Consider the following 16,582-nt stretch of genomic DNA (forward strand, 5'->3'; position numbering starts at 1 on the left):
ATAATATTATAATATGTTTATTTATTTTATTAGTGATTCATTGACCCTACAATAAAATAAGTAGTAATCTATATCTTTCTTTAAGATTATAAATTACTACTATTTTATAATTATAAACTATCTCTAACTATTTCTGTTCCATCTATAGTTAATTGTACATGAATTTCTAAATCTGTTATTTTCATAGGATCTTCTATTTTTTCTTTAGGGTAATTTATTTCTAGCAACCTTTCTATGTAAAATACATCTAAATCCTTCTTTTGATATTTTTTAAATATATAATCTAAGTGTCTTTTTATTTCTTCTTCCTTCTTTGCTTTTATGTAATTTAATAATTCATTATCTACCCTTAGTTTTCCTTGCGCTTCTCCTAATGATACTTTCATTTCAATATTTTTTACTAAATTTATCTTATTACCATCATACTTTAAGTCGCTTCTAGTTTTGCTTTGTAATATTTCTAGAGTTATAAAATCTTCTGGTGATTGAGGATTTGACATTTCTAACGTTCCACCTCTTACATTATCAGTTAAAAGATTATAACTTAAAGCATCTTTTAATTCTATTCTTTCTACTAAAACATCATCTTTAAAGACACATCCTCCTGATATTTCTATTTTTTTGTCTAATGCATCTTCTTTTATTTCAATAGCTCCAGTTACATTAGTGTTATTTGCCATTAATGATGTACTTAAATAATCATTTATATTTATTTGCATTGCTCTAGGATTTTTTCTATTTTTACTTACTAAATCCTCTAGATATAGCCCTAAATATTCTTCATCGCTAGATGTTACCTTTAACAAATCCTCAACATCACCAAAATAAACAAATACACTTGGTTTTATTTGAAACTCTTGATTATTATTTATTAAATCAAGATAATTTCTAATTCCACTTCTTGCTGCTTTTTCTGTAAATATATATGCTCTATTTTGACTATAATTTAATTCAAAGCTTGATGCTAAATTAATATCTTTTAAAGCTTCTAAAGCTGTTTTTCCTATACCTTTATAAATTATACGTCTTCCTTTATCTGAGCTTTCATTTGTACTTCTATAAGGCTTTATACAGTCTAAATATACTACTGCATTTCCAAAATCATCTGTATCAAAAATAATACTTGTTGAAAATGTAACCTTATTTATATCTTGATAACTAAAACAACCTCCAAGAAGTAATGGAATTAAAAGTATTATAATACATTTACTTATTTTCTTTACTTTCATCCGCCTTACCTCTCTTTATTATATTTTGAGATATTCTACTTAACTCTCCTCTTAATACAACATCTTTAAATTTATACTCATTTACACTTCCTATTGGGAATAAAAATGGATATCCTACTGTTTCTAATTCTGATAATTGCATTAATAATAACAATGCTCCACATAAGAATCCTGGAATACCAAATAAAGCTGAAAATACAACTAAAATTATTGCCCAAAAAGATACTGCTCCATATAACTTAGGTATTAAGAAGTAACTAAGAGTACTTAAAGCCACTACTATTATAGTAATTCTTGATGCTATACCTGCACCTACTACTGCATCACCTAATATAAGCGCTGAAACTATACTCATGGCTCCACCTATAGGCTGTGGCAACCTAAGTCCAGCTTCTTTTATAAATTGAAAGGCTAGCATCATAAGTATAACTTCTACAAAGGTTGGAAATGGTACTCCTGCCCTAGATACTGCAAGCCTAAACATAAATAATGATGGTATCATTGAAAAATGATAAGTTATTAATGCTACATATAACCCTGGTAATAATGCTGCTACAAAAAACGCCATCCATCTTAATATACGATTAAAATTTGTATAATACCTATTTACATAATAGTCATCTGGCATTTGAAAATTTTCTAAAAAGAAATATGGAACTGTAAGTACAAATGGTGTACCGTCAACTATTACTGCAACTCTACCTTCTAAAAGTTTTGCTGCTACTTCATCTGGTTTTTCTGTATAACCTACTGTATCAAAAAAGCTTTTTTGCCTCTTTAATGCATCTTCGATATAGTTAGTATCTAATATAAATCTTATATCTAGATTTTTCACTTTTTCTTTTATTTCATTTATTAGTTCCTTTGGAGCTACACCATCTATATAGCTTACAGCCACTGCTGTTTGTGATTTTTCGCCAACTATAATAGCTTCAAATTTTAAATTAGGATTTTTTATTCTTCTTCTAATAAGAGCTACGTTATTTACTATTAATTCATTAAAGCCTTCTCTTGGTCCCTTTAATACTGATTCAGTTTCAGGGGTTCCTACTCCTCTTACTGGAAATCCTTTTGCTTCTACATAGATAATTTCATCAAATTCATCAAATATAACTATAGGGTCTCCTGATAGCACATGTGTAATTGCATCATCTTTGTCTTTAGCTATACCTGCTGCATTTATATTTAATACATTATCTATGACTTGTTGTAATGTTGTAATCTTCCCATTACTAGGTTTAATTTCTCCAAAGCCTCTAAGTGGAAAAACTACGTTGTCACTTATTAATTCTGAATTGCATAAGTCATCTATAAATACTATGGTTGCTTTGCCTAATACAGTTTGAATACTTCTGTACTTGACATCAAAAGAGTTTTTAAGTTTCTCTTTAACATAATCTAAATTATTCATAATCATCACCTAAACATATTATCTCTAACTTTTAGGTTTAATATTCACATCTTTTGCTAATACTACCTTTAAAGGAATTAATAATTATAATCAGAGGTGGGAGAATGAATAAACTTTCTAGTAAACATTTTGTATTATTTATAATTGGAGTTACCTTTATTTCTATAAAGACTTATCCATCATTATTTATAAATATAGGAGGTAGAGATGCTTGGCTATGTGCATTAATAGCTTCTTTAGTATTTATGGCTTATGTTTATTACATAACAGGAATTTGCAAAAGCACTAATACATTTGATATTAATTTGATTTTTACCTCATCTGTATCTAAGTTTTTAGGTAATATACTATTATTTATTTTTGCTATAAATTTATTTTTATCAGCTTTAGAGTCTGCTTCTGTAGAAGCCAATGCTCTTCATTCAACATTTTTTATAGAAACTCCTGTATGGTATGCACTAATATTCTTTTTGTTGCCATCTATATTTTTGCTTAATAAAAATATAAGAACTATTATTATATTTACTTTAGTAAGTGTTGGATTTTTAGTTGTAAATTCTATTACATTTATACTACTAACTCAAGGTTATAAAAATATGGATTATGTTTTACCTGTACTTGGAAATGGCTTAAATAAAGATTTCTTTATAACTATAGCTCTGATGCTAGGTTCTTTGAGTTCTTTTGCTGTAGCAATTCCATTTATGAATTACATGATTAAAAGAGAACATGTTAAAACTCATAGCTTCTATGCTAGTTCTATTACTTCTATTATTATAGTAGTTTCAATATTAGGAATTATAACCTGCTTTGGTCCCCTTAGATCAGGTAATATATTTTATCCTGAATTTGTTTTAGGTCAAAGAATTCAAATAGGTGGTTTTTTAGAATTTGGAGAATTATTTTTCCTATTTCAAACTGTTGTAGGATTTTTTCTTAAATATCTTTTAGCTACTTATGGAATACTTCTAATATATAGCAAATTTTTCTCTAACAAAAAATTATTTATAATAATTTATACCTTTTTAATGTTTGTATTTGCAAGCTTTATAGGTAGAAGTAACTTTATATTATTTGAACTTTTAAACTACTATCAAGTAATAAACTTAATAGGATTTTTTGTAATTCCACTTATAGTATTTACTATTTATTACCTACGCTTTAAAAGTAAATGTAAAATTAAAAGCAGTAAATAAATTTAATATTTTGAATAATAATAATTTTACTCCAAATATTAAGTAAAGGATTGCATTTTTCTATAAATATGTTATAATTAATTTGATTTTAAATAATAGGCACGAGTCTAAGATAATTTCACCTTTACCCTTGAAATTCAAAAGGTTCTAAGGTCTCAAAGTTATCAAGATTGTACCCTATGAATTTTAAGGAGGATTTTAAAATGGAAGATAAGAAAATAATTTGTAAAGATTGCGGTAAGGAATTCGTATTCACAGTTGGAGAACAAGAATTCTACAAAGAAAAAGGATTCGATAACGAACCAGTAAGATGCATCGATTGCAGAAGAGCTAGAAAAGCACAAAACAACAGAAGATAGTTTCTGTTTTAAAGGTTAATCATTAATTTGATTAACCTTTTTTCTTTTTTGAATAATTTATACATAAATGAGAATACTAATTATAGCTAACTTACAAATGATAATTTTACTTACAGGAGGTTAATATGAACTTCTCAAAATGGTTACTAACAGTAATAGTATTAACTCTTTTAATGGGTTTATTATTTACATTTACTACTACAGCACTAAACATAATAATATTACTTTCCTTTCTATTTGTATTAATTGATATTTTTGTAGATAGCAATAGTTTTCATAAAGGTAAAATTAAACATAATCTATAACATTTTAAGGTATGAGAATCTAGATTATAGCTAATCTCATACCTTATTTTATATGTGTCTTTTTAGTTGACATAAAAATTTGGAAATTCTATAATTAAATTATTACGTAAAGTGCAGCGTGAAAGGAGTACTTTTATATGGAAAATAATACATCTGAAAAGAAAAAGGTTATCTTTAGTGGTATACAACCATCTGGAGATTTAACTTTAGGAAATTACTTAGGAGCTATTAAAAATTGGGTTTCTCTTCAAGATGAATTTGATTGCTATTTTTGTGTAGTTGATTTACATGCAATTACTGTTAAACAAGAACCTAAGGATTTAAGAAGAAGAACTTTAGAACTTCTTGCAATATATATTGCTTCAGGAATTGTTCCTGAAAAGAACACTTTATTTATACAATCTCATGTACCAGCTCATAGTGAATGTTCTTGGCTTTTAACTTGTAACACTTATATGGGTGAACTTGGTAGAATGACACAATATAAAGATAAATCTAAAAAATACGGTGACTCTATTGGAGCTGGACTATTTAACTATCCAGTTTTAATGGCAGCTGACATACTTTTATATAACACAGACTTAGTACCTGTAGGTCAAGATCAAAAACAACATTTAGAGCTTGCTCGTGATATTGCTAGTAGATTTAATAATACTTATAGTCCTACATTTAAAATCCCTGAGCCTTATATTCCAAAGCTAGGGGCTAAGGTTATGAGTCTTCAAGATCCTTCTAAGAAAATGTCTAAATCTGATGAGAATCCAAATTCATATATTTTAATTATGGATCCTCCTGAGGTTATTAGAAAGAAGGTTTCTAGAGCTGTTACTGATAGTATAGGAATCGTTAACTATTGTGATGAACAACCAGGCGTTAAAAATCTTATTAATATTTTATGTGCTACTAAAGGTTCTACTCCTGAAGAGCTTGTTGAATATTATAAAGGAAAAGGCTACGCTGATTTAAAGAATGATGTTGCTGAAGCTATAATTGCTGAGCTAGAACCTGTTCAAAATAAAGTAAAAGATATTCTTACAGACAAGAAATACTTAGAAGAAATCTATAAATTAGGAGCTGAAAAAGCTTCTTATAACGCAAATAAGATTCTTAGAAAGATGCAAAAAAAGATAGGATTTATTCCTAGATAATATTATTATTTTAAGAGGCTAAATTAAAAGTTTAGCTTCTTTATTTTTTATCCTAAAGTACCTCTCCCCTATTCTTAATGAATCAAATGGAATCATTGACATTTTATGTAAAAAGGAGTATCTTTAAATTAGTTCCAATCATTTATTCTTAATTACAATTACTACTTGTTTTACTTATAAAAAATAGATAATATTTTAAAATATTTAGTATGGGGGATTATTATGTTAAAAAAATATGGACATGGCTTTAAATTTTTACTTGCAACTTTTTTAATAATATCTTTTAGTACATTTGGAATAGGATGTAGTACAAAACCAAGTGACGAAAAAGAAGAAATTACAAATAATGAAGGTTCTGTTACAAATGATTGGAGAAAAGAATCTTATATAAATGGTATTCTTTATCAATTATCAGCCGAAGTTAAAGGTTTACAATATCAAGCATTTAAGCTTGCAACCTTACAGCTTGATAAAAGAATTGCTGAAAGAGAAGCTGGTATGTATAAAAAACCACTTGCTATAATTTCAGATATTGATGATACGTTAGCTTCAGACTGTAATTATATTGCTGGAATAGTAATGCAGGATGAAAAATGGGACAATGGTCCTTGGGATGGTTACTATGATTCAATTGCTTCTACTTCAAATGTTGCACTACCAGGTGCTGTTGAATTTATGAACTATGCAGCTAAAAATGGCATAGAAACATTCTATGTTACTAATAGAGAACATAATCAGCTTGATTTATCAGTAGCTCAACTTGAGCATTTAGGTTTCCCTAATGCCGATAAAGAACACGTTCAAGTTTGTAACGAAAATGGCTCTTCAGATAAAACAGAAAGAAGAGAAAATATTCTTAAGGATTATGAAGTTGTTATGTATTTAGGAGATAATATTGGTGACTTCACAGAAGATTTTGCAAGAGAATTAGGTACAGTAAATAGAAATGAACTTGCTTCTGATCCTAAATATAAAGATCTTTGGGGAGATAAATGGATAGTACTACCAAATTCAACTTATGGAAACTACGTTGGATCAGTATGGGATAACAAAAAAGATTTAACTGAAGCTGAAAAAGTTAAAGCTATTAAAGAAGTCTTAGATAATTATAGTTATACAAATACTGATAAATATGAAAAATGGTATAAACCTGTAAATTAAACTGGTTTTATATAAAAGTAGTATTTGTAGTAATGATATTTGATTTAAAGACATAAAAAAGTAAAGAGGTTTTGAGCCTCTTTACTTTTTTATGAAAAAATTTTATAAAATTGCAAGTTCATTTTCCTTATCAAAAATATGAATAGCCTTAGTATCCATTGCAAACTTAGCTGTTTGATCTGTTTGTAATGCTGTGCTTCCATTTACTCTAACTGTCATTGAAGTGCCATCTTTAGTTATATAGATATAACTTTCTGCACCCATAAGTTCTGTAACTTCAACTTTAGCTTCAAATACACCATTTGGATTTGCTGTTATATATTCTTTATCATCATACATATCTTCTGGTCTTATTCCTAATACTACAGTCTTTCCAACATATCCTTTAGCTTTAACTATTTTAGCCTTATCTTCTGGAAGTTCTATGGATTCATCTCCAAAGTTTAATGATAACTTTCCATCCTTTTCAATTACAGTTGCATCCATAAAGTTCATTTGAGGACTTCCTATAAATCCTGCAACAAACATATTAACTGGATTAGCATATATTTCTTGTGGACTCGCTACTTGTTGAACAACCCCATTCTTCATAACAACAATTCTTGTACCCATTGTCATAGCTTCTGTTTGGTCATGTGTTACATATATAAATGTAGTTTGTAACTTTTGATGAAGTTTAGCTATTTCTGTTCTCATTTGAACTCTTAGCTTAGCATCAAGGTTTGATAAAGGCTCATCCATTAAGAATACTTTAGGTTCTCTAACTATAGCTCTTCCTAAAGCAACTCTTTGTCTTTGACCTCCTGATAAAGCCTTTGGTTTTCTATCTAATAAATGTTCTATATCAAGTATTCTAGCCGCTTCTCTAACTTTAACATCTATTTCTGCCTTTGGCATTTTTCTAAGTTTTAATCCAAATGACATATTTTCATATACTGTCATATGTGGGTATAATGCATAGTTTTGGAAAACCATTGCTATATCTCTATCTGTTGGTGGTACATCATTTACTAATTTATTATCTATATATAATTCACCTTTTGATATCTCTTCTAATCCAGCAATCATTCTTAAAGTTGTTGATTTACCACAACCTGATGGTCCTACAAAAACTATAAATTCTTTATCTTCTATTTCTAAGTTAAAATCCTTAACTGCTGTAACATCTCCTGGATATATTTTATAAATGTTCTTTAATGATAAATTTGCCATTTTTCTTCCCCCTCAAATTTCCCTCTTTATTAAGATTAAAGTTCATAACTTCTAACTGTCTTTATTGTAACCCTTTTCTATTTTTCAGTCTATTCACATTATTCACAAAAACCTTTGCACTTATTTGTGCAAAATGTATATAAGTTATAAAACAAAAAGGAAGCCCTAAAGCTTCCCTTTAATTTATCTTTCCCATGGTTTTGAGTTTAAATACTCTATAAATGGTTCTCTTAATTCTTCTCTCTTTAATGCATATTCAACTGTTGCTTGTAAGAAACCTAACTTGTCTCCAACATCGTATCTTCTTCCTTCAAAGTTATATGCATACATAGCTTCATTTTCAATTAAAGTTTTTAAAGCATCTGTTAATTGAATTTCATTTCCTTTACCAGGCTTAGTACTTTCTAATATTTCAAATATTTTAGGAGTTATTATATATCTACCTAAAATAGCTACATTACTTGGTGCTTCTTCTATAGCTGGTTTTTCAACTAAGTCTTTAACTTTATATACTCTGTCTTCTATATGAATACCATTAACTATTCCATACTTATTAACATCTTCAGGATTTACTGTTTGAACTCCTAATATTGATGTTTTATATTCGCTATAACAATCCATTAATTGCTTTAAACATGGTTTTTGTGAATCTACAACATCATCTCCAAGTAATACTGCAAAAGGCTCATCCCCTACAAAGGCTTTAGCACAATAAATTGCATGACCTAATCCTCTTGGTTCCTTTTGTCTTATATAATGTATATCTACCATGTCTGATATATCTCTAACTAGTTCTAATAATTCTTCTTTATGATTTTTAGCTAGTTCCATTTCTAATTCTACAGATTTATCAAAATGGTCTTCTATACATTTTTTATTTCTTCCTGTAATGATAAGGATTTCTTCTATCCCAGATTCTATTGCTTCTTCTATTATATATTGTATAGTTGGTTTATCAACTATTGGAAGCATTTCTTTTGGTTGCGCCTTAGTTGCTGGTAAAAATCTTGTTCCTAATCCAGCCGCAGGTATAATGGCTTTTTTTACTTTCATTACTTATCCCTCGCATTCAAAATGTAGTTTTTACATAATATAAACTATATTACCATATTAACATAAACAATATATTTTTCAATATTATTTTACATATTTTGTAATAGCAAATTAGTATTTTCTCTAATTTCTTTATAATTTCTTAAAAAAAGGCTAGTCTAATTTGAGACTGCCTTTTTTTCCTCTATATAAATATCATCACTATGTGATGGTATTCTTTTATCCTCTGGTGGAAGTTCATTCCAATTTCCGTAGAATACCTCAAGAACTCTTTCAGAATTATTTGGTATAGGGAATTCTATACCTTCAAATTTTCCTGTTTTTAGTGGCATAACATCATTATAATCTAAAACTTTTTTATCAAAAACTTCTATTCCATACATTATTTTTCCAGTTTCTTCTCTATCTACTTCAAAACCTTGATAATACATTTTTTCTATTACCTTTGTGTATGAAATAAACTTATATACTATTTTGTTTACTTTACACAAAGCTATTATTGTATTTTTAGAAATATTTTTTATAAAGGGTTTCTTAAATGTTAAATCACTAAACCACTTAGTTAATATTATGAAAGTGTTTTTCTTTTGCATCTTCTCATTCCTAGGTGTATAACTATCATATGGGAATACATCTACAAATAATCCTCTAAATTCACCGTAGTTATTTACAGATTTTATTTCACTATTAAGATCTCTAATTTTAGTAAATGCATTTTGAGTTAGCTTATCTGTTTTAGGTGTTTGACATGCATATCCTTCACCTAACTCATCTTCAACTATTTCTAAAAACTTTATATAATCTTCTCTTAACATACCAACATCTAAATCATCATCCCATGGAATAAACCCTCCATGTCTCAATGCTCCTAATAAAGTTCCTGACTCTAACCAATACTTTATATTGTGTTTTTTACATACTCTATCTATTTCTATTAATATATCAAGCATTCTTAATTGTGATTCCCTTATATTAGCCTTTTTCATACCCAATCCCCCTAAGTCTTATGCTTTTTAAAATCCTATAAGTTTTTATATTTACATATCGTCTTCAGTAATATCTTTTATAAATGGTTCTTTAATCTTAAAGTCTTTATCAAATCTTAACTTATATGCATTTATATAGTCTTTTCTATTTCCCTTAACATTATCTTTTTGTTTATATTCAACCCAGAATGAGAATCTTAATCCTTTATCATCTATCTCTATTCTTAGGTTATTTGTTTCTTTTAATTTTATTTCTATTTCTTCATTTTTTATTTTTTCTACTGTTTCTTTTGCAAAAGTTTCAGGATTAATTCCTAAATACTTTATACCTTCTTCATCTAACATATTTACAAATTCATTTATTCTATCTTCTGTTACATCTTTATAGCTAAGATCTGTATATAAACACTTAACTATTTTATTACCTATCTCAAAACACTTTTCTTTTTCTTCTGCTGTTACATTTCCTACTACTTGTATTTGTCTATCCTTATCCATATTTTTTAACTTTTTACGAACTACCATCTTATATTGTATAAAAGTAAAAGATGTTATTAATACTAATAAAAGTAGGATAAGTCCTTTAAAACTTTTTCTATTCATATTTCTTCCTCCTTGACCACTAATGCTAATATATCATGCTAATATTTCATTTTCAATAATCTTAAATTAAACTTTTTCCTCAAATTTATTTCTAAATAAGGTAGCATAAACTAAATAAAGCAAATTTAATTTAAAAAGCATATATCTTACTTTAGACATTAAACTTAAATCTTTATTAAAAAGTATAAATGGTATTGTTATTTTGCTTTTATATTTTTTAATCTTTTCTAAAAAATCTCCATATCCCATTAACTTGGTATTATGTTTTTTAGAGTAAATCTTATTATAACAATAATGTGAATAACTTTCACTTAATGTTATTAGCATATATATTTTTTCTGCTTCTGAAAATTCATTATCTATATCTTTATGTATATACTCTACATTTTTAAGTAAATCCAAAGAAGCTTCTGGTCTATTTATTTTTGTTAATGATCCTGGTCTTTGTATATAATCATATAAACTTTCCTTCACGAAAGATATTTTATTGCAAAGTTTATATAATTTATATATAAAAATAGAATCTTCATATAATTGATCTGTAAATCTTAAGTTATTATCTTTAAATATAGAAGTTTTATATAGTTTCCCCCATACATATCCATTGGTTTTGTATTTTAAAAATAATTTGACTGCTTCATTTCCTGTAATAGATTCTTCCTTAGATACAATAACTTCTTCTATAGTTTCCATTTCTTCTGTGCATTTTCTAAAACCACAAATGGAAACATCTGAATTATTATTCTTTAAATTCTTATATAGCTTTTCAAACATATCTTTTTTTATTAAATCATCAGAGTCTACAAAAGCTATATATTCTGTATCACAATTTTCAATAGCCACATTTCTAGCTGAGCTTACCCCTCCATTTTCTTTGTCTATAATGGTAACTCTATTCTTAAATTTTTCTTTTATAATATCTCTTGAATTATCTTTAGAGCCATCATTTACAGCTATTATTTTTATGTCATTAGATATTGTTTGGTTACAGATGCTTTCTAAGGTTGATTCTATATATTTTTCACAATTATAAACCGGAACTACGACTGTTATTTTTTTCAATTTATATCCTCCTTGGATATGAAAATTTAAATAGAGAGTGGATATGTATCCACTCTCCACCTAATTATTCTGTAACTCTCTCATATAAATTTAAATACTCTTTAGCCATATTATTTCCGTCAAATTTCCCAACAAAGCTTTCTTCTGCTTTTTTTGCCATAGTTTTTAATTGTTGTTTATTATCTAATAGATACTTTAAACTATTATAAAGCTCTTCTGAATTTAAATCTTTTAATAATAACCCATTTTCTTTATCTTTTATAACTTCTGGAATTCCTCCTACATTAGATGCAACTACAGGGATCCCTTGTGAAATAGCTTCAAGAATAACCATAGGTAATCCTTCACTTTCTGATGGTAATGTTAATATATCAAAACGTGGCATAACATTTATGTCAGGTCTCTTAACAGCGCCCATGCAAACTACCGTATCTTCTAAGTTGTATTCTTTTATTTTTTCATGTAATGTAGACTCATCTTCTCCATCACCTACAAATACAACTTCAAAATCGTCTCTTACTTCTCTTAACTTCTTTGTAGCTTCTAAAAGATAATTCCATCCTTTTGGTCTAACTATAGCTCCAACAAATCCTATAACTGTTTTTTCTGTAGCTATTTTTTCAGCAGTAACTTTTTCTATACCATTATAAATAGTTATTACTTGCTTCGGATCTATTTCTACTTCTTTAATAGCATACTCTCTAGTTTCATTACTTACCCCAACAAATGTTATATTTTTATTTCTACTAGCCTTTGCTGAAAGTTTTCCTAATGCTAAGGATTTGCTATTTGGTATAAATTTAGCATGTATTGTGCATACTATTGGAGCCTTTATTCTTCTTATATAGTTTACCAGTCCTATAGATGCTACACTATGACCGTGAATAATTACTTTTTTATCTGGATGCTTACTCTTAATTGTCTTTAGTACCTTTTTAACAGGAAGACCAAAGATAGCAAAATATCCTGAATATCTATTTTCACATTCTACAGGAATTAACGTAACACCTAGTTTTTCTAATTCCTTCATAGCTTTTTCAGATTCCTCATGTCTATAGTAGCATACATAAACTTTTATGCCTTCACTAATTTGGTTTTTTATTAAGTTATTTACAACTGTAAAGATACCCCCAGAATAATTTATAAGGTTATGAACTACAACTAAATCTTTCATACTATACCTCAATCTTTTCTGAACTACTATAAAAACACATAGCTAATGCTATTGGAATCCAAAGTGTCTTATCTCCTGTTGCTGAATAGAATGTACCACATATTAATACACTAACTGTACCCATAAGTATAGAATATGCTATTGGATTATTATTCTTCTTTATAAAACTTCCTAATCTCTTAATAACTGTTCCAAATAATGTTAAGAATAAACCTAATGCTATAAAGCCTCCAGCTGTTAAGAAATCAAAGAATACACTATGGTTCATAAACTCCATTTTTTCTCTAAAGTTAGCTATTCCATATCCAAAAATAGGATTTTGGAATCCAAATTTTAATGCATTAGTATACAGAATAAATCTTACATCCTCTTTAATTGATCCACCAAAATCAAATAATCTTTCAAAAATAACTGAATATTTATGGAAAATTATATTCTTTATTGTTCCACCAAAAACAAGTAAGATAACAGCCATTATAGCTATAACTGTGCTTAATATTATTACCTTTTTCTTAGTAAAGTTTATTTTTCTCTTTATTTTTGTTCCCCTAAATATAAATAACATTATAAATAGTCCACCAGCTATTCCTACTAAACTTCCTCTTGAAGCTGTTTTAAGAGTATAGTTTAAGCTAATTAAGAATGGTATCAATAATATAAGTTCTTTTTTTAATAAAGTTTGAGTTCTAAACCTATATAGTAAATATGCTGCAATCATAATTACTAAGCATGTATATATTAAACCTAATGAATTAGCATCTCCTCTTACAAAAGCTAATCTGTTTAAATATCCATATACTTTATATCCAAGCATCTTATTTATTGACATATATCCTAATATTAATGAATGTCCTAATCCTAATGTATAATAACCAAAAAATCTTTTTACAGAAATTATATTATTAGTAATTAATATATATATAAATATAATTGTTATTAATGCTGTTAATACTGGTTGTATAAGTGATAAGTCAAACTTATGAACAACTGAACATATTGCAAGCCATACTAATAATATTGCACATATAATAATTTCTCTTTTTTTACATACTTCTATAATTGAATCTTTAATTTTCCACTTAACTGTGTATATGGTACTTAACATTAAAGTAACCATAATTATTTGGAAGGGAGAAATCCCCCACATTACCGGAATAAAATTACTAGTACCTAGTAAAATAGCTATAAATCTTATATCTGAAATAGCAAAAACCAACATTGTTAGTAATATTACAAATCTTAGTGATGTAGCCATAACCGGAGAGCAAATATACACATTTAAAATTATGAAAAGAATTAAATGTGTTACATCATTTGCTAGAATCTTATTAAAATCTATTTTCTTCATCTTCTCCATTTACAATAAATCTCCTCTAATAATCCTGTAAACTTCTGTTTATTATTTTCCCCAAGTTACTTTATTTATTATCTTAGTAAAGCTTTGTATTATCTTTACAACTTTAACTGATACATTTTCATCATGATAATCTATTGCTAATAATGCTGGTTCTTTATTTTCTTGCATTGCTTTAGCTAAATCTATAGATTGAAGTATATCATTTTTCTTAATTCCTCCAACTATTACAGATCCCTTATCAAGAACTTCTGGTCTTTCAGTACTAGTTCTTATTAATATTCCTGGGAAATTAAGCATTGCTGATTCTTCACTTAAAGTTCCGCTATCTGAAAGTACACAGAATGAATTCATTTGAAGTTTATTATATGCCATAAATCCAAATGGTTTTAATTGTCTTACTAATGGATGGAACTTAATTTGTTTTTCTTCAATTCTCTTCCAGCTTCTTGGATGAGTTGAATATATTATTGGCATATTATATTGTTCTGCAACTGTATTTAATGCTTCTACTAATCCAAATAAGTTTTCATCATTATCTATATTTTCTTCTCTATGAGCACTTACTAATATATATTTTCCTGATTCTAAATTTAACTCTTCAAGTACATTTGAAGCTTGTATTTTATCCATGTTTTTACTTAAAACTTCTTTCATAGGTGAACCTGTTACATATATATGTTCTTTTCTAAAGCCTTCACTTAAAAGATATCTTCTACTATGTTCTGTATATGTTAAGTTAATATCACTTATATGATCAACTATCTTTCTATTTATTTCTTCTGGAACATTTTGATCAAAGCATCTATTTCCAGCTTCCATATGGAATATTGGCACTTTAAGTCTCTTAGCTGAAATTGCTGCTAAACAACTATTAGTGTCTCCTAAAACTAATATTGCATCTGGCTTTACTTCTTGAATAATTCTATAGCTTTCAGCTATTATATTACCCATAGTTTCTCCTAAATGATTTCCAACTACTCCTAAGAAATGATCTGGCTTTCTTAATCCTAATTCTTCAAAGAATATATCATTTAAAGTGTAGTCCCAGTTTTGTCCTGTATGAACTAATACATGATCAAAATATTTATCACAAGACTTAATTACTTCTGAAAGTCTTATTATTTCTGGTCTTGTACCTACTATGGTCATTAGTTTTAATTTTTGCATTTTGTGCCTCCTCTATACATCTATACTTCTAAAAAGAAAGTATCTGGTTTTTTTTGATCAAATATTTCGTTTGACCAAAATAGTGTTATTACTTCATCATTACCTATATTAGTAATTGAGTGAGTATAACCTATTGGAATATCTAAAACTGTTGGATTTTCTCCATCTACAGTATAAGTTATAACTTTATCTTCATCAATTTTTCTAAACTTTATTTCTGCATTTCCTTGAATAACTAAGAATTTCTCAACCTTAGTATGGTGATAATGGTTTCCTCTTGTTATTCCTGGTTTAGTTTTAGATATAAATATTTGTCCAAATTCTTTTGACTTAATTAATTCTGCAAGCCATCCTCTATTATCAACTTTTTTATCTAAAGTATAAGAAAAATTATCTTCTTCTAAATATGATAAGTATGTGCTATGAAGTACTTTTGTAAATTCATCAGCAAAGTTTGGAATAATACTTGTCTTTCTAATAGCTTTGAATGCATTTAAACTGTCTACTATTTTACCTAAAGTCGCTTTATGTACTACATCAACTTCTTTAAATTGTAAACCCTTATTTTCTTTTTCTTCTAATTCGTTAACAAAGCATCTTATTACATCATCTATATAAACTAACGTCATTTCTTTAGTAGGATCTGAAATCCAAACTTCTTCTCCTCTTGCTATGTTATGACAGAAAGTTGCAACTGCTGAGTTATAATTTGGTCTGCACCATTTACCAAATACATTTGGTAATCTATATATAAGAACATTTGCCCCTGTTTCTTTATTATATTTTTCTAATGCTTCTTCTGCATACTTTTTGCTCTTTCCGTATGCATTATCTAGTTCTGCTTGTATTGAAGAAGTAATTAATATCGGAGTTGTTTTATTAGCTTTAATTAATTCATCTACTAAAATAGTAGTTAAATTAGAATTTCCTTCAAAAAATTCTTTATCATCTTTTGGTCTATTTATTCCTGCTAAATGAAAAATAAAATCTGCTTCTAAAGCTCCTTTTACTAATTCTTCTGTTGTATTTTCTTTATCTATTAATATTAAATCATGGTTACTTGTTTCTTTTAACTTGCAAACTAGATTTTTACCAATAAACCCATTAGCTCCTGTAATTAAAACTTTCATTTTGTAAGCCTCCGTAATAATATTTAAGC

Annotated in this window: 16 protein-coding genes; 5 read left to right on the forward strand and 11 right to left on the reverse strand. The window is 27.5% G+C overall.

Going from position 1 to position 16,582, the window contains the following annotated elements; genetic code table 11:
- Positions 1-110 precede the first annotated feature (110 nt).
- A complete protein-coding gene (locus BTM21_RS09300) occupies positions 111-1,229 on the reverse strand; it encodes a Ger(x)C family spore germination protein (RefSeq protein WP_079481148.1) in 1,119 nt (372 codons plus the stop codon).
- Positions 1,207-2,640 (reverse strand): spore germination protein, encoded by a 1,434-nt coding sequence (locus BTM21_RS09305; RefSeq protein WP_021874960.1) that lies wholly within the window; start codon positions 2,638-2,640, stop codon positions 1,207-1,209. The genes BTM21_RS09300 and BTM21_RS09305 overlap by 23 nt, the downstream gene beginning before the upstream one ends.
- A 104-nt stretch (positions 2,641-2,744) precedes the next feature.
- On the opposite strand from BTM21_RS09305, the gene BTM21_RS09310 reads away from it, so the two are divergent.
- The 5 genes from BTM21_RS09310 (at position 2,745) to BTM21_RS09330 (ending at position 6,809) form a co-directional block, all read left to right on the forward strand.
- The gene (locus BTM21_RS09310; protein ID WP_021874959.1) at positions 2,745-3,836 is read left to right on the forward strand and encodes an endospore germination permease; all 1,092 of its coding nucleotides are present in this window, start codon (positions 2,745-2,747) and stop codon (positions 3,834-3,836) included.
- 203 nt (positions 3,837-4,039) lie between these two features.
- On the forward strand, positions 4,040-4,195 hold the full coding sequence (locus BTM21_RS09315; protein WP_008677523.1) for a zinc-ribbon domain-containing protein: 156 nt from the start codon (positions 4,040-4,042) through the stop codon (positions 4,193-4,195).
- 125 nt (positions 4,196-4,320) lie between these two features.
- A complete protein-coding gene (locus tag BTM21_RS09320) occupies positions 4,321-4,500 on the forward strand; it encodes a hypothetical protein (protein ID WP_079481147.1) in 180 nt (59 codons plus the stop codon).
- A gap of 137 nt (positions 4,501-4,637) precedes the next feature.
- Complete coding sequence (gene trpS, locus BTM21_RS09325; protein WP_021874957.1) at positions 4,638-5,648, forward strand: tryptophan--tRNA ligase; 1,011 nt, start codon at positions 4,638-4,640, stop codon at positions 5,646-5,648.
- Between the two features lie 222 nt (positions 5,649-5,870).
- A complete protein-coding gene (locus BTM21_RS09330; RefSeq protein ID WP_021874956.1) occupies positions 5,871-6,809 on the forward strand; it encodes a 5'-nucleotidase, lipoprotein e(P4) family in 939 nt (312 codons plus the stop codon).
- 102 nt (positions 6,810-6,911) lie between these two features.
- Here BTM21_RS09330 and BTM21_RS09335 read toward each other — a convergent pair whose 3' ends face one another.
- The 9 genes from BTM21_RS09335 to BTM21_RS09375 form a co-directional block, all read right to left on the reverse strand.
- A complete protein-coding gene (locus BTM21_RS09335; RefSeq protein ID WP_021874955.1) occupies positions 6,912-8,021 on the reverse strand; it encodes an ABC transporter ATP-binding protein in 1,110 nt (369 codons plus the stop codon).
- Positions 8,022-8,204: 183 nt separating this feature from the next.
- Positions 8,205-9,074 (reverse strand): UTP--glucose-1-phosphate uridylyltransferase GalU, encoded by an 870-nt coding sequence (galU, locus tag BTM21_RS09340; RefSeq protein WP_021874954.1) that lies wholly within the window; start codon positions 9,072-9,074, stop codon positions 8,205-8,207.
- Between the two features lie 158 nt (positions 9,075-9,232).
- Positions 9,233-10,060: a LicD family protein gene (locus tag BTM21_RS09345; RefSeq protein ID WP_021874953.1), complete on the reverse strand. Its 828-nt coding sequence runs from the start codon at positions 10,058-10,060 to the stop codon at positions 9,233-9,235.
- A gap of 51 nt (positions 10,061-10,111) precedes the next feature.
- A complete protein-coding gene (locus BTM21_RS09350; protein ID WP_021874952.1) occupies positions 10,112-10,663 on the reverse strand; it encodes a hypothetical protein in 552 nt (183 codons plus the stop codon).
- Between the two features lie 66 nt (positions 10,664-10,729).
- A complete protein-coding gene (locus tag BTM21_RS09355; protein WP_021874951.1) occupies positions 10,730-11,725 on the reverse strand; it encodes a glycosyltransferase family 2 protein in 996 nt (331 codons plus the stop codon).
- Between the two features lie 64 nt (positions 11,726-11,789).
- Complete coding sequence (locus BTM21_RS09360) at positions 11,790-12,899, reverse strand: glycosyltransferase family 4 protein (protein WP_021874950.1); 1,110 nt, start codon at positions 12,897-12,899, stop codon at positions 11,790-11,792.
- A 1-nt stretch (position 12,900) separates the two neighbouring features.
- Positions 12,901-14,256 carry an O-antigen ligase family protein gene (locus tag BTM21_RS09365; RefSeq protein WP_079481145.1) on the reverse strand — a complete coding sequence of 452 codons (1,356 nt, stop codon included), beginning with the start codon at positions 14,254-14,256 and terminating at the stop codon, positions 12,901-12,903.
- A gap of 42 nt (positions 14,257-14,298) precedes the next feature.
- A complete protein-coding gene (gene wecB, locus BTM21_RS09370) occupies positions 14,299-15,423 on the reverse strand; it encodes a non-hydrolyzing UDP-N-acetylglucosamine 2-epimerase (protein WP_079481144.1) in 1,125 nt (374 codons plus the stop codon).
- Between the two features lie 20 nt (positions 15,424-15,443).
- The gene (locus BTM21_RS09375; RefSeq protein WP_021874947.1) at positions 15,444-16,553 is read right to left on the reverse strand and encodes a polysaccharide biosynthesis C-terminal domain-containing protein; all 1,110 of its coding nucleotides are present in this window, start codon (positions 16,551-16,553) and stop codon (positions 15,444-15,446) included.
- Between the last annotated feature and the right edge of the window lie 29 nt (positions 16,554-16,582).

This window comes from Clostridium chauvoei, assembly GCF_002327185.1.
Lineage (GTDB): Bacteria > Bacillota > Clostridia > Clostridiales > Clostridiaceae > Clostridium > Clostridium chauvoei.